The sequence below is a fragment of the Pelagibacterium mangrovi genome, from assembly GCF_036662815.1.
GTDB lineage: Bacteria > Pseudomonadota > Alphaproteobacteria > Rhizobiales > Devosiaceae > Pelagibacterium > Pelagibacterium mangrovi.
This window is the reverse complement of record NZ_JBAFXA010000001.1, coordinates 540,305-563,319: the sequence shown is the minus strand read 5'-3', so window position 1 is coordinate 563,319 and position 23,015 is coordinate 540,305. Positions and strand designations below refer to the sequence as shown.

The following is a 23,015-nucleotide window of genomic DNA, read 5'->3' as shown; positions in this document are numbered from 1 at the left end:
GAAGCCACGGTTTACCGCCTGTTGAAGGCCCATGATCTGATCACCAGCCCGGCCTATGTCGTGATCAAGGCCGCCGATCAGTTCCACACCAAAACCACCCGACCAAACGAGATGTGGCAGACCGATTTCACCTACTTCAAGATCATCGGCTGGGGCTGGTTGTATCTGTCGACCGTGCTCGATGACTTCTCGCGCTACATCATCGCCTGGAAGCTATGCACCAATATGCGGGCCGAGGATGTGACCGACACGCTGGACCGCGCTCTCAAGTCCTCGGGCTGCGACAACGCCACCGTGCTGCACAAGCCTCGGCTGCTGTCGGATAATGGCCCGAGTTATATCGCGGGCGAACTGGCGGAATATATCAAGGCCCGGAAAATGAGCCATGTGCGCGGTGCTCCGATGCATCCCCAGACCCAGGGCAAGATCGAACGCTGGCACCAGACCCTGAAAAACCGCATCCTGCTGGAAAACTACTTCCTGCCCGGCGATCTTGAGGCCCAGATCGAGGCCTTCGTCGAGCACTACAACCACCAGCGTTACCACGAGAGCCTGCACAACGTAACGCCCGCCGATACCTACTTCGGCAGGGCGCCTGCCATCATCAAACAACGTGAAAGGATCAAACGGAAGACCATCGAACATCGGCGCTTGCTGCACCGCAACCTCGCCGCTTAATATCAACCCCCAGACGAGGCCCGCACTCCGCTAATCTACGCCGCGAGGTGTGCCAAATGTTCTGACGACGGACAGTCAAAGGTTCCGGGGTCATAATCCAGCTCAAATGCATCATTGACCGAAATGAACCAGATTTTCCCATCGCGCCTAATGTCACCGCGTTCAAGCTGAAGAATTTCATTCATCCGCATACCAGTCCAAAGGGCCAGCAGCGGTGCCCAGTACCGGTGCCTTTTGATGACGTTTGGCCCCGTCTTGCTGAAACCATTGTCATCGTTCAAGCAACCCACATAAAGGGGAGCGGAGAATATCTTGGCGAGCTCTTTTATTTCAAATGGCTCGTAGCCGTCGTCCTCCTGATGATGCTTGATCGATCTGCGAGGAACTGCAATACGCACCTTGGCGAAAGGATTTGATTTCAGCCATTCCTCGTCCACCGCCAAATCGAAAATGCGCTGGATCACCGCCAGGCTTTTCTGCGCCTCCTTATGACGCTGAGCATGACCACCATGCGCGCGCGCATAAGCATCAGCAGCGGCTGCCAATGACAACTCTTTGTAATGCTGGGTAGTGTGTGCAGGCACCTTTATCAGAAGGTCCGCAACCTCTTGGCATTGCGCCCGTGAGATCGAACTAATCAACGCTTGTTTGCCTAGAGTTTCGTGGAGAGCACGGATGGGCACATGAAATTGCGATTTCCGCGACAGTCCCACCTCTTCCGACTTCCGTTGCAGGAACAAGGTTGTCAATTGGACTACTGTGCGCGGAGCCAAGCGTTCCGTTGGACTGCCGGAATGATCGGGCTCTAACGCATGCCGAAACCAGACATCTTCCAACGAGGGATGTCTGCCAGACGTGATCGCCTCTACGCTCCGGCGAGCGATTTCGCTGTCAGCGCGGGCAATATAGTGGCAGAGCTTCTTGAAGTGCTTGTCGGTTCGAATTGCATCAGGCACGCGCCGGACCTCGCCCGCTGGCCAAGTCGCCCAACCTTCAGAGACAAGATACTCAAATGCGTGGCGCTCTAAGCTGGACCACTGCCGTTCATCTGGATGCCGCCCTTCGCCGCGTTGAGCGCGATCCGCCTCAGCAAGGTCTAGGTTCGCATCAACAAGGATGTCGTCCAGAAAGGAAGTATTATCGGGCGGCACATAGCCCCCGGCTTCAATAATGTTCGCATCCCGTTTGCGAAAATAACCCAAGGCGAGGGCCACGATAGAGCTATCGTCAAGCGGCAAGGTGAACCCGGGTTCAACTCTACCTTCGTTCGCGCTGGTAACCCGTGTAGCTTCTCTCAGACGGCTAATCTCTAGCCCGGTCGTGAAACCAAAGGCATTGGCTTCCTGCTTGATCTGATCCCACGTCTTTCCAGATATCCGCTTAACCCACGCAGTTTTCCCCACCCTGTCGCGCAGATCGGCTGGCACATTCCGACGCAGCTTCCTCCCCTTTTTGTCGACCGTCAGATAGGGAATTTTCGGCATCTGTTCCATAGACCAAATGTACCACCAATGTGTACCACTCGGAACAGAAAACAGCCTGAAAACCGGCCGTTTTATTCATAATCAATGACTTAGGAGGATAGTGGTAGCGGAGGCCCCATTCAGACGGAACGGCCCCCTATGGATTTTTCGTGCAGAGCGAGAGCTTAGCGAGGAAAGCGTTTGATGTACGCCCTCACCAGAATGGGTGCCAGCGTCGGCGAACGTGAACCTTCATATATGGGGCCATTTTCTCGCCAAGCTCGCTGGACTTATTCAACAGGTCCATACCGATGTTGCTAATTCGGGGCGCGCGATCTCGTATGAGTTCATCCGCATTGTCGAACGGAATTCGTCCCTCTCGAATGTCCAAGAAATTTTTGATCTCAAAGGCGAGGTCTTCGATTTCCTTGACGCAATCGGTCACCTCTTGGCCGAACAGGAAGGCACTTCTAATTCGAGCGTCAACTACCTTTCGGAAATTCGGTGTGAAATCGCTCCCCCGGAAAAAATCAACAGTGCGAACCGAATGCAGAATGTCGGTGTAAACGGCGTATCTCTTGTCAAAAAGGTCGAGAAGCAATTTCTCGCGGGCGGTGCGCCATTGGAACGCGGCTATGAGCACGCCCAGCAATGCAATGGTTTGCGGCCAGCCCCACCATCCAACCACCAGTACCAAGGCGTCGAGCCAAGTCTCTTTCCCGGCCATTCATCCCCCAATCTTAGGGATTATGTCACACGGATCGGCGCGTTTGCCAAGCTGGCCTGGAACGCTGAGATTTCGTCGCAGAAAACCCGGAGGGGATGCAATCCTCCGGGTTCTCTTACCGCGTCGGCGCAACACGGGGCCCCGAACTACGCCACGCAGCAAGGGGCCACCGAACCCTAGCCCAGCCATGACAGGGGACAAGCGGATTATCGTGGGCCGGTACGCGGTTTAGACCGACCCACTTGCGGGAGGGCATTAGACCCCGCACCACAAAGAAACCCCCGCACGGCCATTGTGCGGGGGTTAGATGCAGAAGAACGCCAGCGATAGCGCAACCCATGAGTAAAGGATGCCACCCATGAGTGGTATTATACTACCGCACTATAGTGAAACAGCCAAGGCCCAACTGGCAATGGAAATGGGATTGCTCCCCGAGGAAACCGACGAACAGCTTGCCGCCCTTCCCGTGTGGCAACGGACCTCCACCGCCGCCAACGCGCTTGAGGTATCTTCGACGGGGGCGGCGATCCTGCCCAAATCACCATGGGGTCATGATGCCTTGCCCCGCGTTCCCGGCTGGCAGAACATTCTAAAGGCCATCGGCTGGGACAAGACCGGCTTTGTGGCCGACCTGCTCCACGACATTGAATTCCAGCACCACCAATCCACCAATGGCCGCTGGAACGAAGATTTACAGCGCTGGGAGCGCTGGGGGGTGAGATCAGTGAATGACTGGTGCAAATCCGGCATTCACCACGGGAAGGCACAGGCTCCCGCCCGTGTATGCGCAAAGACTTTTGACAAATACAAAAACCGTCTTGTCGCCATGGGGCTCATTGTTGCCGAGGCGCGGAAATGGCAGGGCCCCAACCACCTATGGATAAAGCCCACCGAACAGCTTTCCCGCATAGTGTTCGAGCCCGGATATTGGGAGCAGGTCCGGGAACAGCTTGTGCCCGCGAAGCCCGCCAAGGCCAAACCAGCGGCAAAGAAACCCCGTGGCCTGAGCGCCAAGCATAAGGAGATCGAGGCCGATCTGAGAGCGCTCTATCTGTCCACCATCAAGGGCGATTATCTCAGCCTCGATAAACCGGCCCGGTGGGCTATCTGGGACCGGCTGACCAAACCCATCCCGATAGGCAAAGGCCATCACCATAAGAAGCCCTACGCCGCAACAGGCAGCTATCAGTGGAAGCAAATCTATCACGGGCTGGGGCTGCATATGGACTAGCTGGCGGGCCCGAGAACACCCCTTTTCAGAGGGCCATATTTTCGCGTTTAGACATCAAAACGTACATTTTACAAAACGGCCAAAATCGCCATTTTTTCAGCTTCCCAAACCATTGGTTTTTCAAGCTAAATTTCTAAAATCGATCAAAACGTACATTTCTAAATATAGTAGATATATAGATAGAGATAAGAAGGATCAAAAGGAAGTGGAGATCGTGAACGCATCCGCGTTCACGTTCGGGTGCCTATCTGCATAAGAAGTTTCATTCGGGGAGGGATATATCCTATCCCGTAAAAGAAGAAAGAACCTCCCCCCTACCCCCCTCCGCGATTACCTTCCGCAGATCAGCCCCGGCTCAATCCGCAGACCACTTACGAAACTTCTTGATGCGCTAGACTTCGCCGTGTGCAAGGTACGTAGCCACCTCAGATTAGGTGGCACCAGTGTTCGGCATCGACTTCGGGTTCGACAAGTCCAAGTCCATAGATCAATCAGAGCAGACCGAGCAACGGGCGCTCGACGCTTCCGATTTCCTGCTCGACATCTTCGGCACTGTTCCCTCGATCAGCGGCGTTAGTGTCACCCCTTCCACTGCCATGCGCTCCCCAGCCGTCCGGGCGTGCGTGGAGGCCATTGCCGAGGCAGTCGGGGACTTGCCCCTCCACCTCTATGAAAAGGCCGCTGACGACTCCCGTAAGCGATCTACGGACCACCCCGCCTATTCGCTGTTACGTCATGAAGCAAACGAATGGACCCCCTCCGGGAAATTCATTGAGCAGATCACGCGGGACGCTCTTCTCCATGGGAACGGCTTCGCTTTCATCAACCGGGCCAGCAGCGAACCCCGCGAGCTTATCCGCCTCGATCCGGGAAGCGTGTCGGTGGACCTCGACCCCCTCACCTCAGAACCCCTCTACCGCCTCACCGACAGCCGCAAGGCTCAGCGCGTCATTGACCGCCGCGATATTCTCCATATCGCAGCCCCGAGCCTCAACGGCATTTCCGGCGTGTCCCCCGTCACCCAATGCAAAGAGGCCATCGCCCTCAACATCACCTTGGAACGACATGCCGCTCGACTGTTCGGGCGAGGCGCACGTCCTTCCGGAATTCTGACCTTCCCCCAGAAGCTGGGAGCGGAAGCTGCTCAGCGCATCAAGGCATCTTGGCAGGCTGCCCATGCCGGGGAGAACAGCGGCGGGACGGCGGTGCTGGAAGACGGCGGGAGCTTCCAAGCCCTCACCCTCAATTCCGTGGATGCGCAGTTCCTGCAAATCTGGGAACGCTCCACCCTCGAAATATGCCGTGTGTTCCGGGTCCCGCCGCATCTGGTGTTCGAGCTTGGCCGCGCCACGTGGGGCAACGCTTCTGAAATGGGCGCATCGTTCCTCCGCTTCACCCTGACGCGCTGGCTCAAGGCTTGGGAGGGTGAAATCCGGCTCAAGCTCATTGCGTCCGAAGACCGGGACCGCGTGTATGCGGAATTCCTCGTGGATGATCTGCTCAGGTCCGATCTGGGGGCCCGTGCCGATGCCTATGGGAAGCTGATCGCCGCCCGCGTGCTCAATCCCAACGAAGCCCGCGCCATGGAGAACCGTGGCCCGTACGAAGGCGGGGACCGGTTCGAAAATCCCAACACGACAACCGGGGGCACCGATGAATAGCCCCAGCCATACAGCGTTCTTCTGGGATCAGGACCGCGTGTTCTGTCTCTCTCCTGACCTCATCATCGAGCTTGAGCGCAAGACGGGCCACGGCATCGGTGAGCTGTGCCGCCGTCTGTTCCGGGGTGACTTCCGGCACCTCGACCTTCTCGAAACCATCCGGCTCGCCCTCATCGGCGGGGGCACCGATCCGAAAGAGGCATCGGCCCTCATCGCGTCTTATGCCGCCACCCAGCCGCTGGGGACCATGTTCGCGCTCGCCGTCCAAATTCTCGAAGTCGCCTATTTCGGGGCCGAGCCCGCGAAAACCACTCAAGAGGGCTCCACCGATGAAAAATGATCCAGTGCAATTAGTTGCACACCCCGACCGGCTCGATTGCGAGGTGCGGTTTTCGTCGCTCAGCGATGACGGGGCAATTGAAGGTTTGGCCGTCAAATTCGACGTGGTGGACACCTACCGGACCAGCTTCGACCGCCGCGCCTTCGCATGGGATGGCAAATCCCTGCCCCTCTTGTGGAGCCATAACCCCAGCGACGTGGTGGGCTCCATTCGATCCGTCGCCGTAGAGTCCGAAGGGCTCCGCATCCGGGGCAAACTCAATCTCGACGTGGCCAAGGCCCGAGAAGTCCGCTCCCTGCTCATGGCCGGGGACATCGGCGGGCTGTCCATCGGCTTCCGCCGCATCAAAGACGAAAGCCGAGCAGGCGGGGTGCGCCATATCACTCAGGCCCAGCTTGTCGAAGTCTCATTCGTCGCCGTTCCCAGCGTCCCCGGCTCCGGCGTCACCTCAGTTCGCATCCACAACCCCGAAACAGGCCACGCGAGCACCGTGGCTTTCGTCAACGCATGCCGCTCAGCCAGTGCTCGTATGGAGAAACTGAAATGAAGCACCTCTTTCCCCTCGAAACCCGCATGGCCCAGCCGGTCGAAACCCGCGAGGACGATCCGCTCGCCGCTGCCACCGCCGCCGTGGAGCAGCTTAGCCGGACAGCCGAGGAACACCGCACGGCCATGGATGAACGGCTCGCAACCGAACTGCGCACCCGTGACGACCGCATTGCCGCGCTTGAAACCCGCCTCAATCGCCCCGGCTCATCGCAGGACAATCACGATGACGGCGACACCGAAATGCGGGCATTCCTCGATTACGCCCGTCGCGGCGTCATGACCGCCGAGCATCGCGCGCTCGACAGCGGCACCGCCGATGCAGGCGGGGGCTATACCGTCCCGGAAACCTTTTCCGCCGAACTGCTCCGCAATATCGTGCAGTTCTCCCCCATTCGTTCCGTCGCCCGTGTGATGACCATTGCCGGGGGAAGCGTGAAGCTCCCCAAGCGCACGGGCACCATGACCGCCGATTGGGTGGACGAAGGCGACGACAGCGACGAAACCAGCCCGACCTTTGCGCAGGTCAATGTCGCTGCTCATGAAGCGCGGTGCTATACCGATATCAGCAACCAGCTTCTTGAAGACAGCGGGCTCGACCTCGCCGCAGAACTGGCCTTCGACGCCGCCGAGGAATTCGGACGCCTTGAGGGCATTTCGTTCGTCAAGGGCACCGGCACGGGCCAGCCTTCCGGTATCATCACCGATACGGCGGTTGCCGCCGGGGCCAAGCTCACCGGGGCCGCTTCGACGCTGGGCACTGCTCCCGCCGACCTGCTCATCGACCTGTTCTATTCGCTCAAGCCCTTCTATCGGGCCAATGCGACATGGGGCATGAACGGCACGACCCTCGCCGCCGTTCGCAAGCTCAAGGACACGACCACGGGCCAGTTCCTCTGGCAACCGGGCCTTCAAGCCGGTCAACCGGACACCTTGCTTGGGAGGCCTGTAATCGAGCTTCCTGACATGGACGATGTAGGCGCGGGCAAGTTCCCCATCATCCTTGGGGACTTCATGCAGGGTTACCGCATCGTGGACCGTATCGCCCTGTCCTCGCTCCGCGACCCGTACAGCGCCGCCGTGTCGTCCCAGACCCGTTTCCACTGGCGCAAGCGCGTCGGCGGGGCCGTGGTCAAGGCCGAAGCGTTCAAGGCCCTCAAGGTCGCAGCCTCCTAACCATCAATGCGTGGCGGGGGTCATCCCCCGCGCCTTCTCTCAATGGAGTAAGACAAGATGGGTATCCACACCGCAGCCGGTACGACCGTCGCAATCGGCACCAGTGACGTTGCCGACAACCTCGTGGATTTTCAGGCCGACACCCCGTATGTGCCGATAGGCAATATTGAAAATGCAGGCGAGACGGGCTCAGAAGCCGAAATCGTTACCGGCCTTTTCCTTGACCGGCGATATGCACGCAAATCTAAGGGCACCCGTGACAATGGCGTTATGACGCTCGTGGTGGCCCGCGATAGCGAGGACGCGGGGTACGCCGCGTTGGTTGCGGCTGAGAAGACCGACCACGCCTATAACTTCAAGGTTACGCTCAACGACGCCCCTCCGGGCGATGACAGCACGCCGAGCACGTTCTATTTCGCCGCGCTTGTCGCGAGCGCCCGGACGGCCATCAACGAAAGCAACTCGATTGTTCTGACCACGTTCGCGTTGGCAATTTCGGGCGAAGTGTTCGAGGTGGCCGCCTCTGACGGGGCCTAAGCCATGAAGCTGGGCGAACAGATTTTCATCGATCTGGGGAAGGACGATCAGTTTGAGATCAGGCCTTCCCTCGCCCACGCCCTTCGCCTCGAACGCCGCCCCGGTGGCATCATGAGCTTGGGGACCGAACTCAGCCAAGGCTCCCTATCGGCCAACGTCGCTATTCTCGAAGGACACACATATTCCACGTTCCTGCCCAACCGCATCATGGACGCAGGGATCGACACGCTGTTCCCGGCCATGCGGCTGTACGTGTATGGCCTCTTGGGTGTTGATCCTGACGACCGCCCCACCCCTTCCGAACGACCCCTGAAAAGCGAGCCTCTAATCAGACGGCTCGAAAAGCTGTTCGAGGTGGGCACGGGCTGGCTGGGCTGGACCGCCGAACAAACCCTCGATGCCCTGCCCATCGAGATCATCCATGCCCATACGGGCCGCGTGGCCATGCTCAGGGCCATCTATGGCGGCGGCGAAGCCGATAGCGCCCCACCCGCCCCGGAAGCCTTGGACGACAAGTTCAAAGGTATCTTCGGACGCATGGGCACGGTGAAATCCCAATCCGTCAAATCCAAGGTCGCGGGGTGACACCATGACAACCACCAATTGGGGCCATCTGATACGGGAACTGCGCGAGGAACAGAACGTCTCCCAGCGACAGCTTTCCATCCAAGCCAAGATCAATCGCCAGACGCTCAGAAAGCTGGAAGATGGCTATCGGCATGCTCAGTTCAATCATGTTGAAAGCTGTCTAAACGTGCTGGGCTATGAGCTTGATGCCATGCGGAAGGGGGGATGAAGTGCCCTTCGCAGCCCCTTCTCTGCGCTCATGCGGTTGTGTTCTCGCTTCCGGCCAGCGGTGCCACCACATGATTGCTCGCGACCGGGAACGCAAAGCCCGGTTTGACGAACAGCGTCCGACCGCACGCGCACGGGGCTATGATAGCCGCTGGCAGCAAGCGCGGGCCGAATACCTCAAGGCCCATCCCCATTGCTCGCATCCCGGCTGCACGGCCACGGCAACCGTCGTGGATCATATCATTCCGCATCGAGGCGACCGCAAGCTGTTCTGGGATCGCAAGAACTGGTCCTCCCTTTGCCAGCATCACCATAGCAGCGCCAAACAATCGATGGAGCGGCGGGGATGACACAGACAGAACTTGTCCGCATCACCGAACAACTGGTGTTCACAGCCGAATGCGCGGCCATCCACAAGCGGGCCATGATGCGCGTAAACCAGCGCCGGGAAGCGCGGGAACAGCAGGTCCGCGAATGGATGCCCAAGGGCATCTTGGGAGCCGAGCGCTTCAACCCCTATGTGCGTGGCATTGAACCCAAGGGCCGACAGCCAACCTTGCATGAATACCGGGGTAAAAGCCTCTCGATCCGCGAGTGGGCCGACACCTTGGGCATCGGCTATAGCACGCTCAGCGACCGCATTCGCAGGCTGGGCAGCATCGAAGCTGCAATCGAGTTTCGCCCCGCACCGCGTATCCAGCCGGGACGGAAAGCCGACCTCCACACCTTCCGGGGCCAGTCCCTCACGCTTCGCCAATGGGCACGCAATCTGGGGCTCACCTATGACTCCCTGCTCAGCCGCATCTCCCGCAATGGCGGGAACATCGAAGCCGCGTTGAGCACTCCCGCCCGACGCAGGCGAAAAGCCGACCTCATCACCTTCCGGGGCAAAACCCGCTCCTTAGTCGATTGGGCCCATGAAGTCGGGATCGACCCCAAGACCCTAAGAGACCGCTTGAACAAATTCGGCTGGCCCATCGAACGCGCCTTGACCGAGCCCCCTAATCCTCCCCGTCGCAAGCCCCACTCTGACACCGGGGGGTACGCCGAAACTTCCCAGAACCCTCTGGGGACCGGCGGGGGGAGGCACGAAACAGATTTCGACGGCATCGGGGAACAGCCATGAGCTTTAGCACGATAGCATACGGCATCAACGATCATCTCAATATCGAGGACGGGACCGATTTCGATCTGCTCGAACAGAAAGTCGCTGTTGCCGAGGCGTGGATTTCCAAATTCATCGGGACCCCGCTCGATGACGAAGAAACATTCCCCGATGGTCCCCCCGAGCCTTTGAAAGAAGCCGTCCGGCAACTCGTGGGTCATTTATATGAGAACCGCGAGGCAACACTTATCGGGGTCACCGCCGATGAAATCCCCTTCGGGGTCATGGACCTGATTACACCTTTTCGCACGTGGGTGTTCTAATGAGTGCCCAGACCCGACGATTGCAGCGCCGTTTAGAGGCCATCCCCAAGGCCGTGAAATCAGCCGTCCATCCAGCGCTTATCCAGTCGGGCAATGAGATCGCGGGCACCATGAAGACGCTTGCCCCGGTCGATACAGGGGCGCTCCGCGACAGCATAGAGGTGACCGCACCCGGCACCGCCAGCCCGCCTTACAGCCAACCCGGCGGGAGCCGCCTTGCCGCCGAGAACGAAGTGCTCATCACCGTGGGCAATGAGGACGTGCGCTATCCCCACCTCGTCGAATACGGCACCCAAAATTCTTCTGCTCAGCCGTTCTTCTGGCCCGCCTTCCGCCTCCTAAGAAAGAAGGCGTCCAACCGCATCAAGCGGGCCGTGTCGAAGGCCGTCAAAACCGAATGGGTGAAGTGATGGAACCCAGCCTTGCCATGCAAACGGCTATTCGGTCCCGGCTCATATCATCGTCCGCCGTCACGGGGCTTGTCCCCGCCAGTGCCATCGTGGACCGCAACAGCACTCCCGTGCTGGACAATGCCATCGTCATTGGCGAGGGCATGACGCTCCCGGACGATGGCCTTTCCCGCCTTCGCCATGAGGCGTTTGCCGACCTGCATATCTGGAAGAAAGAAAGCGGGCTTGTGGGCGCGAAACAGATCGCGGGGGCGATCCGGGCGGCCCTCACCGATGGCCCCATGACGGTCAACGGCTTCCATGTCGCCGACCTTCGGATTGCGTCCTCCCGCTTCATCCGGGACCCCAACGGCACCCACTCCCATGGGATCGTCTCGCTTGTGGCCCGTGTCGTGGAGGCTGCATAATGCGCGCGGGAAAGCTCACCCACACCATCACCATCCAACGCTTTACCAGCACCGTGGACGAGTACGGCACGGTTGTTGAGGATTGGACCACGCTCGCCACGGTGAAGACCGAAATTATCCAGGCCTCCACCACCGAATTTTTGCGTTCGTTCGGCACCAGCGAGGAACCAGCGATCATCTTCCGCATCCGCCACAAGCGGGGGATCACCTTGGCCGACCGCGTGATGCATGGCGGCAATGTCCTCGACATCAAGGAAATCAGGGAGCTTGGACGGCGGGCCGGGCTGGAATTGCGGTGCGCGTAAATGGCCGTCATCCTCATCAAGAAAAAGCCTGCCAATCCCTTCCCTGAAATCCCCGATCCCTTCGGGTATGGGCAACGGGCGGTCGATTATCTTCGCTCCCTCAAGCATCCCCTCTCCACCTTGCCGGGGAACGCCTTCCCGCTCGACCCGTGGGCAGAGAAGATCATCCGCCAGATATATGGCCCCCGGCACCCTGACGGCTCCCGCATCGTCAAGACGGCCATCATCCTTGTCCCTCGTGGTAATCGCAAAACCACGCTCACCGGGGCCATCACCCTCTTGCATGCCAAGGGGCCGGAACGGCGGCAAGGCGCTCAATTGGTTTCCGTTGCCGTCGATAAGAAACAGGCTAAGGGGGTGTTCAAGGAAGTCGCGGGCATGCTCGACGGCGATTATGCCTTCGCGCCCAACATCGGCAACAGCGCAAAGGCCATCGATCAGGCGCGCGGGGCCAAGATCAGGGAATACACCTCCAAGATCATCTTTCCGGGCGGGATCGAATATGAAGCCTTGGCCAGTGACGCGGGCACCGCACAGGGCCGAACCCCCAGCCTCATCATCGCTGACGAAATCCACGCATGGTTGAAACGCGATCCTCGCGAACTCTGGGGGGCCATGCGGGCGGGTGCGGCCAAGGTTTCGAACTCGCTTACAGTGGTCACCACCACGGCGGGAGCCGGACAGGAAAATCTCGCCTTCGATATCATCGACTACGCCCGGAAAGTTGCCCGTGGGGAGATAGACGACCCCGCCACCCTGCCCATTCTATTTGAAGCCGACCGCGATGCGGATTGGCGGGATGAAGCCCTATGGCATGCGGTGAACCCCGGCCTGAAACACGGCTATCCCGACCTTGAAGGGCTTCGCCAGATGGCACGGGAGGCCGAACACAAACCCGCCGAACGCGCCATTTTCCAGCGCTACCATCTCAATATCTGGCAGGATCACAGCGCCACCCCATTCGTGGACATGGCAATTTATGACCTAGGGGCCGAACCCTTCGACCTCGAAGACCTCGAACACCGGCCTTGCTGGCTGGGCGTGGACCTTTCCAGCAATAGCGATTTGACCGTCATCGTCGCCGCGTGGCGGGATGGTGATGGCTATATCGTCCACCCGTGGTTTTTCTGCCCAGCCGACAACCTGCAAAAGCGGGCCGACCGTGACGGGGTGCCATATCCCTTGTGGGCCGAACAGGGCTTCATCACCCCCACCCCCGGCAACGTGGTGGACTTTAGGGCGGTCGAATACACGATCCGCGACCTATGCGACCGCTTCGACGTGCGGGAAATCGCCTTCGACCCGCATCTTGCCCGCAACATGATGAACACGCTTGCCGAAGACGGTTACCCGGCAATCGAAATGCGGCAAGGCTGGGTCACCATGGCCCCGGCTATCAAGGAACTGGAGCGCGCGATAGTGGGCGAAAACCTCTTCCACGCGGGAAATCCCGTGTTGCGCTGGAACTTCGACAATATCGCCGTCGAGCAGGACAAGGCGGGCAACAAATCCTTTCACAAGGGCAAGAGCCGGGACCGCATTGACGGCGCTGTTGCCGCTGCCATGGCCGTGGCCCGTGCCTCCGCTGGTGAAGATACCCGCTCGATCTATGAAACCGCCGAACGCCCCGAGGGGCTTTTGATCTTCTAGGGAGTGCCCAGCATGGCCACCGAAACCGAACAGCTTGTCGTTTCCCTTGAGGCCCGCATCCGGGATTTCGAGCGTAATTTCCAGAGGGCATCCGGCACGGCGGGGAAGAACTTCGGCCAGATCGAGAAACGCTCGAAAATGGCCACCGACCGCCTGCAAGCCCATTGGGCAGGATTGGGCCGGACCTTCGGCGGCATCGGGAAGAACCTCGCCGCTGGGCTCATCGGCGGGCTGGTGGCAGGTGGCATCATGGGCATTTCAGGCCGGTTGAACGATATCGCCCGATCCGTCGCCAGCATAGGCGATGAAGCCCGCCGCGCTGGCCTTGGCATCGAAGCCTTTCAGGAACTCAAATACGTGGCCGAACAGAACCGCATCGGTGTGGATGGGCTCGTGGATGGCATAAAAGAACTCAACCTCCGCGCCGACGAATTCATTGCCACAGGCGGGGGTTCAGCCGCCGAGGCATTCCAGCGAATGGGCTATACAGCCCAAGACCTCGCCACGAAGCTCCAAGACCCCTCCGCGCTGTTCACCGAAATCATCGGCAAGCTGGGGCAACTCGACCGCGCCGCCGCCATCCGCATCGCTGACGAAGTGTTCGGGGGAACCGGTGGTGAAAGATTTGTTCAATTGATCGATCAAGGCCGGGAAGGCATCGAAGACACGATCCGGGAAGCCCACGACCTTGGGCTTATCATGGACGAAGAATTGATCGCGAAAGCCGATGAACTTGACCGCAAGTTCGGCGCAGTAGCGGCCACCGTGGGCACGGCCCTTAAAACGGCAATCGTGGAAGCGGCGGGAGCCCTGCAAGACTTCATCGCGGGGTTCAACAATTTCCTCGCCACGGCGGGGGGTGGAACAGTCGGGGCCGGGTTCGGCGGCAATCAACCGTGGAGCCAATTGCTCACCCCCGAGCAGCGCAACCGCATGGTCAATCTCGACTTGCCCTTGGCCAGCCTCCGCAATGAGCGGACCAACTTCTATGAGGGCTTCGACTTCGGGCCCGATGGCAACATCGTTCTTCAACCACCCGCGCCCCCTACTCCCCCGGTTCGACCGGTAGTGACCCCCAGCACTGGCGGCGGGGGTGGAGGTGGAGGCCGTAGTGCATCCAGCATGCGCGAGCAGAGAGATGCAGCGGCGGAATTGATTGCCGAGCTTGAAAACGAACTGGCCATCCTGGGTATGAGCGAGATGGAACAGCGCGTGAATGAGGAATTGCGGCGGGCGGGAGCCTTCGCAACGGACGAACAAAAGGCCAGTATCAGAGAGCTTGTGTCCGCCATCGAAACCGAACGGGGAGCCCTTGAACGGCTTGAACAGGCCACTGAGCAAGCGAAGGGTATAACGCGGGATTTCCTGTCCGGGCTGACACAAGACTTTCGCAGCGGCGTGGATGGTGCAACAGCCCTTGCCAATGCCTTCGGGCGGTTGGGGGATCGCATTCTCGATATGGCTTTGAACGCCGCCGTGGACGCTTTGTTCGCCAACCTTGGCGGCGGCATCCTTGGCGGGCTCTTGGGCTTCAAAGGGGGTGGCGTGGTCGAAGCCGCCAGCGGCGGTTATATCCGGGGACCCGGCACGGGCACCAGTGACAGCATCCCCGCCCGCCTGTCCGATGGCGAGTATGTCGTCAACGCCCGCGCGACCTCTCGAAACCTCGATTTGCTCGAAGCCATCAACAGCGGTCGCATCGCTCAATTCGCATCCGGGGGCTTGGCAGGTAACAGGATCAGCACCGGGCGGGACCGTCCTAACGTCAATATCGGGGACATCAACATCACCACGCAAGGGTCATCGGGGGACCCCCGACAGGATCGGGAGCATGCCGAAATGATCGGCAAGCAGGTCGATCAAGCCTTGGAAAAGAAGATGGCTCAATGGGCAGTGAACCAATCCCGCCCCGGTGGCATGTTCGGGGATTTGAGACGGTAAAAATCAGTGTCGAGGCGCTTTGCCCGATGGTGCGAGCACATATCCCACTGCCCCCACTATCCCGATTGCGACTAGCTCAAGCCCCAGTATGTGCCAAACAATACTTGCGGGAATGTTTCGATAATTTGTGAGGTACACGTCGCGCGAAAGGGGAAAGGCAAACTGATCAAAATTTTGTCCCAAATAACCCCAAGGCGGGAATAGGATAGCGATCAGGGCGACTATCAGTGTTCCAATAACGACCCGTTTTTGGCTCACGACACTTGCAAATTCTCGCTCGTCTCGCGAAGCGCTCGATGAAACAGTCTCCCGAGGAGGATTCCCGTATGTATTGGCGAACGGATTACCTTCCTTGAACAGCAACACAATGATCATGAAAATATTGATGATCGGCACAAAAATACTCAAAGCAAGCCAACCGCTTAATCCAAGGTCATGACAGCGCCGAACCGCAAACGAGAACGAAATTATAGCAGCGGCGACCGTCCATATCACTCCAACGAAGGTGGCTAGATCGGGAATGTTGGTCGATGCCAGCCAACTAACGACAAGCGCAGAGACCAAAGAAGCGCCGATCATCAGTATGAAAAATTTTACAAACTGCGCCCGGCTAATCCGCCCTAAAAAATACGTCATATTCGCCCCTAACCCTTACAGACACTCAAGCAAGGGGATTGCTAATCGTCAATTTTCACCCTTGCGTTTTCCAAGGCCAGCACCCTTGCTTTCAAGGCATCGATTTCGCGTTCCCAATTTCGACTGGGAAACCCACCGCCTCCGCCATTTGCAAAGCTGGCTTCTAAGCGCACGACAATCTCTCCGTTGAGCGATCTATTGTTGGATGCCGCAGCCTCATCGATCCGGATTTTCAGATCGGGCGACAGACGAATTTTCATTTGCGACTCGCTCATGGTCTAAGAATGGACCGTTTTGAATTTGACGACAAGAATTAGCGAGAGTAAACCGTAATGGTTTATTTTTAAACCATGAGGTTAGCCCATGTCGTTTTCAGCCTTAAGCATCCGCGTACCCGCAGCTGTCAAAGACTGGATTGTTGCTCAGGCTGAGGCCAATGGGCGGTCAGTCAACAAAGAGATCATCCAACTAATCAAGCAAGCCAAGGAACGGGAGCCAAACAAATGAGCGCTAGCGCAGCTATCTACGCCCGATATTCCACGGCCCTGCAAAACGAGAAATCGGTGGAGGATCAAATCAGCCTTTGCCGTGCCTTCGCTCAACGCGAGGGCTATCACGTTGTCGCCGCTTATGACGACAAGGCCCTTTCCGGTGGGTCCATGCATGGGCGCGAGGGCTTGCGCCAAATGCTTACCGCCGCCGAACAGGGGCAATTCAGCGTCATCATCGTGGAGGCGCTGGACCGTCTTTCCCGTGACATGGAAGATTTAGCGCACATGTATAAGCGCCTCAGCTTCATGGGGGTCCGATTGGTCGCGGTCCATGAAGGGGAAGCCAACACCATACTGGTGGGGCTTCGCGGCTTGATCGGTCAAATGTACCGCGAGGATAACGTCCACAAGATCAAGCGCGGTATGGCCGGTTTGCTCAAGCAAGGGCTCACGGCGGGCGGGCAGGCATATGGATATCGTGCCGACCCGGCCAACCGGGGCAAACCTCTTATCGTGGAAGAAGAAGCCCAGATCGTCCGGCGCATCTTCGAGGATTACGCCAAGGGCATTTCCCCGAAAGCCATCTGCCATCGCTTGAACGCGGAACGGGTCCCTGCCCCGCGTGGAAAACAATGGTCCCCCTCTGCCCTCATTGGCTTCGAGTCGCGAGGCACGGGAACGCTCCGCAATCCCATCTATGTGGGCCGGATCGTGTGGGGCAAGGTGACAATGGTCAAAGACCCGGACACCGGCAAACGCCTCTCCCGACCCGTTCCGCGCGACCAGTGGCAGACCGCCGAAATCCCCGAACTCCGCATCATGCCCGACGAGCTTTTCGAGGCCGTACAGAAGCAACTCAATGGCCGTCGCCACGTCAACCGGCGCGAAAATATCGGGGTCCACAAACGGCCCAAGCGGCTCCTGTCCGGGCTGTTGAAATGCGGGGCTTGCGGGTCCGGCATGAGCGTGGCGGGAGTTGATAAATCAGGCCGTACCCGCTTGCGCTGTTCGGCGCACACCAATTCGGGAAACTGCCCCGACCCCAAGACCTATTACTTGGACGAAGTGGAAGCGCTGGTAATTGAAAGCCTCACCAAAGAACTGGCCACCGCCGACCAGATCAAGCGCTATGCCGAGGTTTACCAGAAGGAACGCCGCAAACAGGCCATACAGGAAAACCGCCGCCGCATCGAAATCGAGGTCCGCTTGAAGGCCATTGAAAAAGAGAACATGCGGCTGGTGGAATTGATGTTGCTCGACGGGGCCGACACCGCAACGCTGGGAGCCAAAACCAAAGTCAACGGCGCGGAACGCGACCAGTTACAGCTTGAACTCGCCAGCCTCCCCGAAGGCACCACCGTGACCGTTCACCGGGCTGCAATCGAGAACTTCGCCCGCAAGCTGTCCACAGCCCGCGCCAAGCTGGAAATGACGCTGGCCATGCTTGAGGACATGGGCGAGTTGTCGGGGCTCATTCGCGAAATCATCGAGTCCATCACCCTTTCGAAAGAGGGCAAGGCAATCACGGTCGAAGTCAGAAGCTGGCTGGACCCGTTTCTTTCGGATGAAGGAAAGCCCCGGATTATCAAAGGGGCTGGACCGTTGGTAGCGGAGGAGGGACTTGAACCCCCGACACGCGGATTATGATTCCGCTGCTCTAACCAGCTGAGCTACTCCGCCCCGATAAGGGCAAGGCCGCAAAGGCGGCCCGGCGACCACCCGGAAAGGGTGGAAGGCACGGCGCTTATTAGGGACCGGCAGGGGCCCTGTCAAGCGTCACGCTCGCACCTTTTATCCCTTCCATATGTTTGCGGATCGCCGCAAGGTCGCGCGCAAAAGCCACGCGCTCTTCTGCAGCCTTTTCCCGATCCGGCATACGCAGGAGAAACGATGGATGCACGGTCACGAACACCGTGGTTCCATCCTCAAGCGCCAACGGCGATCCGCGCAGTTTTGAAATCGTCGCCCCCGAGCCCAGAAGACTGTGTGCCGCCGTCGCCCCCAGCGCGACGATGGCCTTGGGCTTAACCAATGACCGCTCATGATCGAGCCAGAACCGACAGGCCGAAACCTCGCCTGCATTGGGTTTTTGGTGAATTCTCCTCTTGCCACGCGGCACGAATTTGAAATGCTTGACCGCCGCGCACCGACCGCCGACGATGCCGCTCCGGCGGAACGCTGGCCGTGCTCTTGATCATCCCCATCTCCCGCTTTTGCGCTGACGGATCAGATCGGGAATGATTTCGGCCTCGGGCAGGTTGCGCCAATATTTGCGCGGCATTTGAGAAGTCATGGCCGAAACGCGGGATGGCGCGAACGCATCGCCCAACACCACATCCGCATCCCCGCTCTCGCGCAGACGATGGCTTCCGGCGGCAGCCGCAAAACAAGCACCCCAATCAAAACGTGATCGTTCACCCCGATCGAATAATGAATTCGGCTCGCCCCCGTTTTGGCGAACGTCCGCCGGGTTTATGTTAGCTCCACAAAACATTGCTCAAGGAGACCATCATGGCCCTCGAACTGACCGGACTGCATCACCTCACCGCCATCACCGCCAATGCGCGCGAAAACCTGCGTTTCTACACCAAGGTTCTCGGCCTGCGGCTGGTCAAGCGCACCGTCAATCAGGACGACACCACCGCCTATCACCTGTTCTATGGCGATGGCCGCGCCAGCCCGGGTTCCGATATCACCTTCTTTGATTGGCCCACGGCCCCCGAGGTGCGCGGCACCCATTCGGTCGTCCGCACCGCCTTCCGCGTCGAAGGGGTTTCCTCGCTCGAATGGTGGAAAACCCATCTGGAAGACAATGGTGTCAAAACCTCCGATATCGCCGAGCGCGCCGGCCACATGTCCCTCGATTTTGAAGATCCCGAGGGCCAGCGCCTGCGGCTGGTCAACGACACCCGCGCCGGCGGCGCCCATCCCTGGGACAAGAGCCCCGTGCCCCGCGAACGTCAGATCAAGGGCCTCGGCCCCATCACCATGAGCGTTCCCGATCTGGGCCGCAGCGAGCCGGTGCTGACCCTGGTGATGAACATGCGCAAGGTCCGCACCCATCCGGCCACCGCCGATCAGGGCGAAATCCACGTCTTTGCCATGGGCGATGGCGGGGCTTCGGCCGAACTCCACGTCGCTGTCGAACCTGATCTGCCCTTTGCCCGTCCCGGCGCTGGCGGCGTCCACCACATCGCCTTCCGCACGCCCGACAAGGACCAGTTCGACAAATGGGTGGCCCGCGCCACCCAGGCCGGCCTGCGCACTTCGGGCGAAGTCGAGCGCTATTATTTCACCTCGCTCTACTTCCGCGAGCCCAATGGCATCCTGTTCGAAATCGCCACCGACGGTCCGGGCTTCGACGTGGACGAGCCCATGGAAACGCTGGGCGAACATCTAGCCCTGCCGCCGTTCCTCGAGCCCAAGCGGAGCCAGATCGAGGCGGGTCTAAAGGCCATCGACTGACCGCTTCCATCGCGCGGCCTGTGACGATTGGGCCTTTCGATTGTCTTGGAAATTCCGCTTGGCGGGGCCATAGAGTGTTCCCAGCGTCACCATCGGCCAGGGAGCATTCATGACCGAGCCCGAAAAGCCCAATTGGGGTACCCGCATCATCCTGCTCATCTTCGGCGTTTTGGCCGTCGTCACCATCGGCGCGACCATCATGTCGACGATGGGCGAATGGGATGCAAACGAACAGGCCGCGCTCGAGGCCCAAGCCACTACCCAATAGCACTCTCGCGTTGGGTAAACGCATACCGGTCCCGGATATGCGCATTGAAAAACCGCCCCTTGGACATGGCGTGCCGCAGCCGATCGTAAACCCGCTGCGGCACGTCGCGATAATCATAGGCCCGCCCCGAGGGCACAAACCATATAGTGAGCACCCGCCGCTCCGGATCATATTCCGATCGCTTGATAACACTCGAGGGCACGCCGCTTTCTCCCTGCACACACTGCGCCCGCACAGGAAAAACGGTTGTGGCGCCCAAGGGTTCATTCCCCGGTTTCACATGGTATGAGAGGCCATACTTCAGAGAGTGGGAAACGGTGCAGCCATGGAATGGATCGAAGACCGGATCGAGTGGACCGCCGACGGCAAGCCGGTCCAGATCGGGCTGACACGGGCCGGCACAGGTCCAGAGCTGTTGCTGCTGCCAGCCCACAGCTCGATTTCGACGCGTCAGGAGATGCAGCCGTTGCAGAAGCTGCTCGCCGAGCGCTATTCGACGGTGGCGATCGACTGGCCCGGCTTGGGCACGTTGCCGCGCCCCAAGGTCGATTGGCGGCCGGACCTCTACCGCGATTTCCTGCGTTTCGTGCTGGAGACCATCGTCAGCCCAAAGATCACTGTCGCCGCGGGGCATGCCGCCGGCTACGCCCTTGCCCAGGCCGCCGACGATCCCGCCAGCACGGGCTCGTTGGTTCTGCTCACCCCCACATGGCGCGGCCCCCTGCCCACCATGGCCGGAAAGCGCATGGCCCTGTTCCGCGGGCTTGCCAGAAGTGTTGATCTGCCCCTGGCGGGTAACGCCATCTACCGGCTCAACGTCAACGGCCCCGTGGTCGGAATGATGACGCGGGGTCATGTCTATTCCGACCCGGACTGGCTGGCGGGCGACAGGATGGCGGCAAAGCGCGCCGTCACCGAAGCACCCGGCGCGCGCTATGCCTCTTTCCGCTTCGTGGCGGGCGAACTCGATCCCTTCCCCTCGCGCCAAGCCTGGCTCGACGCCGCGCGACGCGTGCCGAGCACGGTCGCCATGCTCTACACGGAAAAAACGCCGCGCAAATCCCGGGCGGAAATGACCGAACTCGCGGCTCTCGACAACGTCAGCGCCACCATCCTGCCGCGCGGCAAGCTGTCATTTTACGAAGAATTTCCCGACGACACCGCCGAAGCCATCCTGAACGCTCTGGCCTAGGCTGGATCGATATTCAGAAGCCCTTGGCCTGGGCAGTACTGGATTCCGGGAATAAACCCCGGAATGACAGGCTGGGTTTTGGGCAATGCCCTGCCTTTATCCAACTCTCTTGTCACCCCGGGATTTATTCCCGGGGTCCAGCAGCGGACTCTCCACCACCCCTGATCTGCATGTCTTGATGTCACGATCACGCCGCTGGCACCGCCTCGGCGATAAACCCACCCCCAACACCTGCGCATCCGTCCCGTCATCGCAACAGAGCAGAACACGCACGGCACAGCCCCAAACCCAGCCTGTCATTCCGGGAGTGAGAAGCGGTTCGGCGTAGCCGAAGTCAAAGCTCCAGTGGAGCTTTGACAGCGCACGAACGCCCTGAGAGCTACGCTCGAAGGGCCTCCCGGAATCCAGTGCTAAGCATGCCTGGGTCTCCCGAGTATCGATTCAACCAAGAGCGCTTACAGCAAAGCAGATTCCGCCACGCACCTACCCCCAGTTCACGCCACCAGCGCCGCCGGCACCGCCTCGGCGATAAACCCGCCCCCCAGCACCTGCGCATCCGCCCCGTCATCGGAATAGAGCACGCACGCCTGCCCCGGCGCGATCCCCGTTTCCCCCGAGACCAGCGTCACATATACGTCCCCGTCCCGCACCTGCACCACAGCTTCCTGCGGCGCGCGCGTCGAGCGGACCTTGGCCTCCAGCGCCAGCCCGTTGCCATCGGCCATTTCGACCAGCGGGCGCGACCCCAGCCAGTTGACGTCCCGCAGCCGCACCGTGTGGGTCGAAAGCGCCGAGCGCGGCCCCACCACGACCTGCTGGGTCCGCGCATCGAGCCGCAGCACATAGAGCGGGTCACCCGCCGCGATCCCCAGCCCGCGCCGCTGCCCCACGGTATAGTGGATGATCCCCTTGTGCCGCCCCAGCACATTGCCCGCCATATCGACGATCTCGCCCGGCTTTTCCGCCTCCGGCATGAGCTTGCGGATCACGTCCGAATAGCTGCCCTTGGGCACGAAGCAAATATCCTGGCTATCGGACTTGTCGGCGATCGCCAGCCCCATGTCCCGCGCCAAGGCACGGGTTTCGTCCTTGGTCATGTTGCCCAACGGAAACCGCAGGAAATCGAGCTGCCCCGCCGTAGTCGCGAACAGGAAATAGGTCTGGTCCTTGTCCCCGTCGAGCGGACGCAGCAACTGTCGCTTGCCGTCCACCAGCCGCGAGCGCACATAATGCCCGGTCGCCAGGCAATCGGCCCCCAGATCGCGCGCCACTTCCATCAGATCGACGAACTTGACCGACTGGTTGCACGATACGCACGGGATCGGCGTCTCGCCCAGCGCATAGCTCTCGGCGAAAGGCTCGATTACCGCCTTGCGGAACCGCTCTTCATAATCGAGCACATAATGCGGAATCCCCAGCGTCGCCGACACCCGCCGCGCATCGTGGATATCCTGACCCGCACAGCACGAACCCTTGCGGAACGTGGCTTCGCCATGATCGTAAAGCTGAAGGGTAACGCCGATCACCTCATAGCCCTCGCGGGCCAGAAGTCCGGCAACAACAGAAGAATCAACGCCGCCCGACATCGCGACGACGACACGCGTTTCGCCCGGCGCGCGGTCGAAACCAAGAGAATTCACCATTTTATCTCATCCGGTTGGGGTCAAG

29 protein-coding genes and 1 tRNA gene are annotated in these 23,015 nt (G+C 59.8%); 22 read left to right on the top strand and 8 right to left on the bottom strand.

All coding sequences use genetic code 11. The features are described from left to right. On the top strand, positions 1–678 hold a 678-nt coding region (locus V4T21_RS02730), incomplete at its 5' end, for a DDE-type integrase/transposase/recombinase (protein WP_332712663.1). 35 nt (positions 679–713) lie between these two features. On the opposite strand, the gene V4T21_RS02725 is transcribed toward V4T21_RS02730, so the two are convergent. Together V4T21_RS02725 and V4T21_RS02720 are read right to left on the bottom strand one after the other, a co-directional pair. After that, positions 714–2,171, bottom strand: a complete 1,458-nt coding sequence (locus V4T21_RS02725; protein WP_332712660.1) for a site-specific integrase — start codon at positions 2,169–2,171, stop codon at positions 714–716. Between the two features lie 184 nt (positions 2,172–2,355). After that, positions 2,356–2,868, bottom strand: coding sequence for a hypothetical protein (locus V4T21_RS02720; protein WP_332712657.1), 513 nt, complete (start codon positions 2,866–2,868; stop codon positions 2,356–2,358). Positions 2,869–3,292: 424 nt separating this feature from the next. Between V4T21_RS02720 and V4T21_RS02715 the strand changes: the two genes are divergently transcribed. The 16 genes from V4T21_RS02715 to V4T21_RS02640 all read left to right on the top strand — a co-directional run bounded on the left by V4T21_RS02715 (position 3,293) and on the right by V4T21_RS02640 (position 15,295). Next, positions 3,293–4,099: a hypothetical protein gene (locus tag V4T21_RS02715; RefSeq protein ID WP_332712654.1), complete on the top strand. Its 807-nt coding sequence runs from the start codon at positions 3,293–3,295 to the stop codon at positions 4,097–4,099. Positions 4,100–4,542: 443 nt separating this feature from the next. Further along, positions 4,543–5,760, top strand: a complete 1,218-nt coding sequence (locus tag V4T21_RS02710) for a phage portal protein (RefSeq protein ID WP_332712651.1) — start codon at positions 4,543–4,545, stop codon at positions 5,758–5,760. Further along, positions 5,753–6,100 (top strand): gene transfer agent family protein, encoded by a 348-nt coding sequence (locus V4T21_RS02705; protein ID WP_332712648.1) that lies wholly within the window; start codon positions 5,753–5,755, stop codon positions 6,098–6,100. The genes V4T21_RS02710 and V4T21_RS02705 overlap by 8 nt, the downstream gene beginning before the upstream one ends. Continuing rightward, the gene (locus V4T21_RS02700; protein WP_332712645.1) at positions 6,090–6,647 is read left to right on the top strand and encodes an HK97 family phage prohead protease; all 558 of its coding nucleotides are present in this window, start codon (positions 6,090–6,092) and stop codon (positions 6,645–6,647) included. The genes V4T21_RS02705 and V4T21_RS02700 overlap by 11 nt, the downstream gene beginning before the upstream one ends. Further along, the gene (locus tag V4T21_RS02695) at positions 6,644–7,822 is read left to right on the top strand and encodes a phage major capsid protein (RefSeq protein WP_332712643.1); all 1,179 of its coding nucleotides are present in this window, start codon (positions 6,644–6,646) and stop codon (positions 7,820–7,822) included. The genes V4T21_RS02700 and V4T21_RS02695 overlap by 4 nt, the downstream gene beginning before the upstream one ends. Positions 7,823–7,879: 57 nt before the next feature. Further along, positions 7,880–8,359: a hypothetical protein gene (locus V4T21_RS02690; RefSeq protein WP_332712640.1), complete on the top strand. Its 480-nt coding sequence runs from the start codon at positions 7,880–7,882 to the stop codon at positions 8,357–8,359. Positions 8,360–8,362: 3 nt separating this feature from the next. After that, positions 8,363–8,944: a hypothetical protein gene (locus V4T21_RS02685; RefSeq protein ID WP_332712637.1), complete on the top strand. Its 582-nt coding sequence runs from the start codon at positions 8,363–8,365 to the stop codon at positions 8,942–8,944. Between the two features lie 4 nt (positions 8,945–8,948). Further along, entirely contained in the window at positions 8,949–9,155 is a 207-nt protein-coding gene (locus V4T21_RS02680; protein WP_332712634.1) for a helix-turn-helix domain-containing protein, read from the top strand. Positions 9,156–9,225: 70 nt separating this feature from the next. Further along, positions 9,226–9,504 carry an HNH endonuclease signature motif containing protein gene (locus V4T21_RS02675; protein WP_332712632.1) on the top strand — a complete coding sequence of 93 codons (279 nt, stop codon included), beginning with the start codon at positions 9,226–9,228 and terminating at the stop codon, positions 9,502–9,504. After that, positions 9,501–10,280, top strand: a complete 780-nt coding sequence (locus V4T21_RS02670) for a hypothetical protein (protein WP_332712629.1) — start codon at positions 9,501–9,503, stop codon at positions 10,278–10,280. The genes V4T21_RS02675 and V4T21_RS02670 overlap by 4 nt, the downstream gene beginning before the upstream one ends. Then, on the top strand, positions 10,277–10,582 hold the full coding sequence (locus V4T21_RS02665) for a head-tail connector protein (protein ID WP_332712626.1): 306 nt from the start codon (positions 10,277–10,279) through the stop codon (positions 10,580–10,582). The genes V4T21_RS02670 and V4T21_RS02665 overlap by 4 nt, the downstream gene beginning before the upstream one ends. After that, entirely contained in the window at positions 10,582–10,992 is a 411-nt protein-coding gene (locus tag V4T21_RS02660; protein WP_332712623.1) for an HK97-gp10 family putative phage morphogenesis protein, read from the top strand. The genes V4T21_RS02665 and V4T21_RS02660 overlap by 1 nt, the downstream gene beginning before the upstream one ends. A 17-nt stretch (positions 10,993–11,009) precedes the next feature. Continuing rightward, the gene (locus tag V4T21_RS02655; protein WP_332712620.1) at positions 11,010–11,399 is read left to right on the top strand and encodes a DUF3168 domain-containing protein; all 390 of its coding nucleotides are present in this window, start codon (positions 11,010–11,012) and stop codon (positions 11,397–11,399) included. Beyond that, positions 11,399–11,704, top strand: coding sequence for a phage head closure protein (locus tag V4T21_RS02650; protein ID WP_332712617.1), 306 nt, complete (start codon positions 11,399–11,401; stop codon positions 11,702–11,704). Before V4T21_RS02655 ends, V4T21_RS02650 begins: the two co-directional genes overlap by 1 nt. Then, positions 11,705–13,354, top strand: coding sequence for a terminase large subunit (locus V4T21_RS02645; RefSeq protein ID WP_332712615.1), 1,650 nt, complete (start codon positions 11,705–11,707; stop codon positions 13,352–13,354). A 138-nt stretch (positions 13,355–13,492) separates the two neighbouring features. After that, positions 13,493–15,295 (top strand): phage tail tape measure protein, encoded by a 1,803-nt coding sequence (locus V4T21_RS02640; protein WP_440589615.1) that lies wholly within the window; start codon positions 13,493–13,495, stop codon positions 15,293–15,295. Positions 15,296–15,298: 3 nt separating this feature from the next. Here the strand turns inward: V4T21_RS02640 and V4T21_RS02635 are convergent, their stop codons facing one another. Both V4T21_RS02635 and V4T21_RS02630 read right to left on the bottom strand, forming a co-directional pair. Beyond that, entirely contained in the window at positions 15,299–15,931 is a 633-nt protein-coding gene (locus tag V4T21_RS02635) for a DUF805 domain-containing protein (protein WP_332712609.1), read from the bottom strand. Positions 15,932–15,972: 41 nt separating this feature from the next. Beyond that, positions 15,973–16,191: an Arc family DNA-binding protein gene (locus tag V4T21_RS02630; RefSeq protein ID WP_332712606.1), complete on the bottom strand. Its 219-nt coding sequence runs from the start codon at positions 16,189–16,191 to the stop codon at positions 15,973–15,975. 103 nt (positions 16,192–16,294) lie between these two features. Here V4T21_RS02630 and V4T21_RS02625 point away from each other — a divergent pair, with 103 nt between their 5' ends. Then, positions 16,295–16,438: an Arc family DNA-binding protein gene (locus V4T21_RS02625; protein ID WP_332712603.1), complete on the top strand. Its 144-nt coding sequence runs from the start codon at positions 16,295–16,297 to the stop codon at positions 16,436–16,438. Further along, complete coding sequence (locus tag V4T21_RS19145; RefSeq protein WP_440589614.1) at positions 16,435–18,069, top strand: recombinase family protein; 1,635 nt, start codon at positions 16,435–16,437, stop codon at positions 18,067–18,069. The genes V4T21_RS02625 and V4T21_RS19145 overlap by 4 nt, the downstream gene beginning before the upstream one ends. Here V4T21_RS19145 and V4T21_RS02615 read toward each other — a convergent pair. After that, a tRNA-Met gene (locus V4T21_RS02615) sits at positions 18,026–18,102 on the bottom strand. The two genes, V4T21_RS19145 and V4T21_RS02615, sit on opposite strands and share 44 nt — an antisense overlap. A 67-nt stretch (positions 18,103–18,169) precedes the next feature. Further along, complete coding sequence (locus tag V4T21_RS02610; RefSeq protein ID WP_332712726.1) at positions 18,170–18,583, bottom strand: uracil-DNA glycosylase family protein; 414 nt, start codon at positions 18,581–18,583, stop codon at positions 18,170–18,172. 350 nt (positions 18,584–18,933) lie between these two features. On the opposite strand from V4T21_RS02610, the gene V4T21_RS02605 reads away from it, so the two are divergent. Next, a complete protein-coding gene (locus V4T21_RS02605) occupies positions 18,934–19,887 on the top strand; it encodes a ring-cleaving dioxygenase (protein ID WP_332712597.1) in 954 nt (317 codons plus the stop codon). 109 nt (positions 19,888–19,996) lie between these two features. Next, a complete protein-coding gene (locus V4T21_RS02600; protein WP_332712595.1) occupies positions 19,997–20,155 on the top strand; it encodes a hypothetical protein in 159 nt (52 codons plus the stop codon). Here V4T21_RS02600 and V4T21_RS02595 read toward each other — a convergent pair. Continuing rightward, positions 20,145–20,357, bottom strand: coding sequence for a KTSC domain-containing protein (locus V4T21_RS02595; RefSeq protein ID WP_332712592.1), 213 nt, complete (start codon positions 20,355–20,357; stop codon positions 20,145–20,147). The genes V4T21_RS02600 and V4T21_RS02595 overlap by 11 nt on opposite strands. Before the next feature lie 123 nt (positions 20,358–20,480). Here V4T21_RS02595 and V4T21_RS02590 point away from each other — a divergent pair, with 123 nt between their 5' ends. Next, entirely contained in the window at positions 20,481–21,347 is an 867-nt protein-coding gene (locus V4T21_RS02590; RefSeq protein WP_332712589.1) for an alpha/beta fold hydrolase, read from the top strand. 494 nt (positions 21,348–21,841) lie between these two features. On the opposite strand, the gene mnmA is transcribed toward V4T21_RS02590, so the two are convergent. Next, complete coding sequence (mnmA, locus tag V4T21_RS02585) at positions 21,842–22,987, bottom strand: tRNA 2-thiouridine(34) synthase MnmA (protein WP_440589613.1); 1,146 nt, start codon at positions 22,985–22,987, stop codon at positions 21,842–21,844. Positions 22,988–23,015: the final 28 nt, after the last annotated feature.

What these genes read in the sequence shown, in the direction of transcription:
- V4T21_RS02630 (WP_332712606.1), bottom strand. Translation starts at nt 16,191, where the DNA reads ATGAAAATTCGTCTGTCGCCCGATCTGAAAATCCGGATCGATGAGGCT.
- V4T21_RS02635 (WP_332712609.1), bottom strand. Translation starts at nt 15,931, where the DNA reads ATGACGTATTTTTTAGGGCGGATTAGCCGGGCGCAGTTTGTAAAATTT.
- V4T21_RS02725 (WP_332712660.1), bottom strand. Translation starts at nt 2,171, where the DNA reads ATGGAACAGATGCCGAAAATTCCCTATCTGACGGTCGACAAAAAGGGG.
- V4T21_RS02705 (WP_332712648.1), top strand. Translation starts at nt 5,753, where the DNA reads ATGAATAGCCCCAGCCATACAGCGTTCTTCTGGGATCAGGACCGCGTG.
- V4T21_RS02605 (WP_332712597.1), top strand. Translation starts at nt 18,934, where the DNA reads ATGGCCCTCGAACTGACCGGACTGCATCACCTCACCGCCATCACCGCC.
- V4T21_RS02590 (WP_332712589.1), top strand. Translation starts at nt 20,481, where the DNA reads ATGGAATGGATCGAAGACCGGATCGAGTGGACCGCCGACGGCAAGCCG.
- V4T21_RS02675 (WP_332712632.1), top strand. Translation starts at nt 9,226, where the DNA reads ATGATTGCTCGCGACCGGGAACGCAAAGCCCGGTTTGACGAACAGCGT.
- V4T21_RS02670 (WP_332712629.1), top strand. Translation starts at nt 9,501, where the DNA reads ATGACACAGACAGAACTTGTCCGCATCACCGAACAACTGGTGTTCACA.
- V4T21_RS02650 (WP_332712617.1), top strand. Translation starts at nt 11,399, where the DNA reads ATGCGCGCGGGAAAGCTCACCCACACCATCACCATCCAACGCTTTACC.
- V4T21_RS02690 (WP_332712640.1), top strand. Translation starts at nt 7,880, where the DNA reads ATGGGTATCCACACCGCAGCCGGTACGACCGTCGCAATCGGCACCAGT.
- V4T21_RS02700 (WP_332712645.1), top strand. Translation starts at nt 6,090, where the DNA reads ATGAAAAATGATCCAGTGCAATTAGTTGCACACCCCGACCGGCTCGAT.
- V4T21_RS02600 (WP_332712595.1), top strand. Translation starts at nt 19,997, where the DNA reads ATGACCGAGCCCGAAAAGCCCAATTGGGGTACCCGCATCATCCTGCTC.
- V4T21_RS02660 (WP_332712623.1), top strand. Translation starts at nt 10,582, where the DNA reads ATGAGTGCCCAGACCCGACGATTGCAGCGCCGTTTAGAGGCCATCCCC.
- V4T21_RS02640 (WP_440589615.1), top strand. Translation starts at nt 13,493, where the DNA reads ATGGCCACCGACCGCCTGCAAGCCCATTGGGCAGGATTGGGCCGGACC.
- V4T21_RS02625 (WP_332712603.1), top strand. Translation starts at nt 16,295, where the DNA reads ATGTCGTTTTCAGCCTTAAGCATCCGCGTACCCGCAGCTGTCAAAGAC.
- V4T21_RS02665 (WP_332712626.1), top strand. Translation starts at nt 10,277, where the DNA reads ATGAGCTTTAGCACGATAGCATACGGCATCAACGATCATCTCAATATC.
- V4T21_RS02720 (WP_332712657.1), bottom strand. Translation starts at nt 2,868, where the DNA reads ATGGCCGGGAAAGAGACTTGGCTCGACGCCTTGGTACTGGTGGTTGGA.
- V4T21_RS02645 (WP_332712615.1), top strand. Translation starts at nt 11,705, where the DNA reads ATGGCCGTCATCCTCATCAAGAAAAAGCCTGCCAATCCCTTCCCTGAA.
- V4T21_RS02680 (WP_332712634.1), top strand. Translation starts at nt 8,949, where the DNA reads ATGACAACCACCAATTGGGGCCATCTGATACGGGAACTGCGCGAGGAA.
- V4T21_RS19145 (WP_440589614.1), top strand. Translation starts at nt 16,435, where the DNA reads ATGAGCGCTAGCGCAGCTATCTACGCCCGATATTCCACGGCCCTGCAA.
- V4T21_RS02685 (WP_332712637.1), top strand. Translation starts at nt 8,363, where the DNA reads ATGAAGCTGGGCGAACAGATTTTCATCGATCTGGGGAAGGACGATCAG.
- V4T21_RS02655 (WP_332712620.1), top strand. Translation starts at nt 11,010, where the DNA reads ATGCAAACGGCTATTCGGTCCCGGCTCATATCATCGTCCGCCGTCACG.
- V4T21_RS02695 (WP_332712643.1), top strand. Translation starts at nt 6,644, where the DNA reads ATGAAGCACCTCTTTCCCCTCGAAACCCGCATGGCCCAGCCGGTCGAA.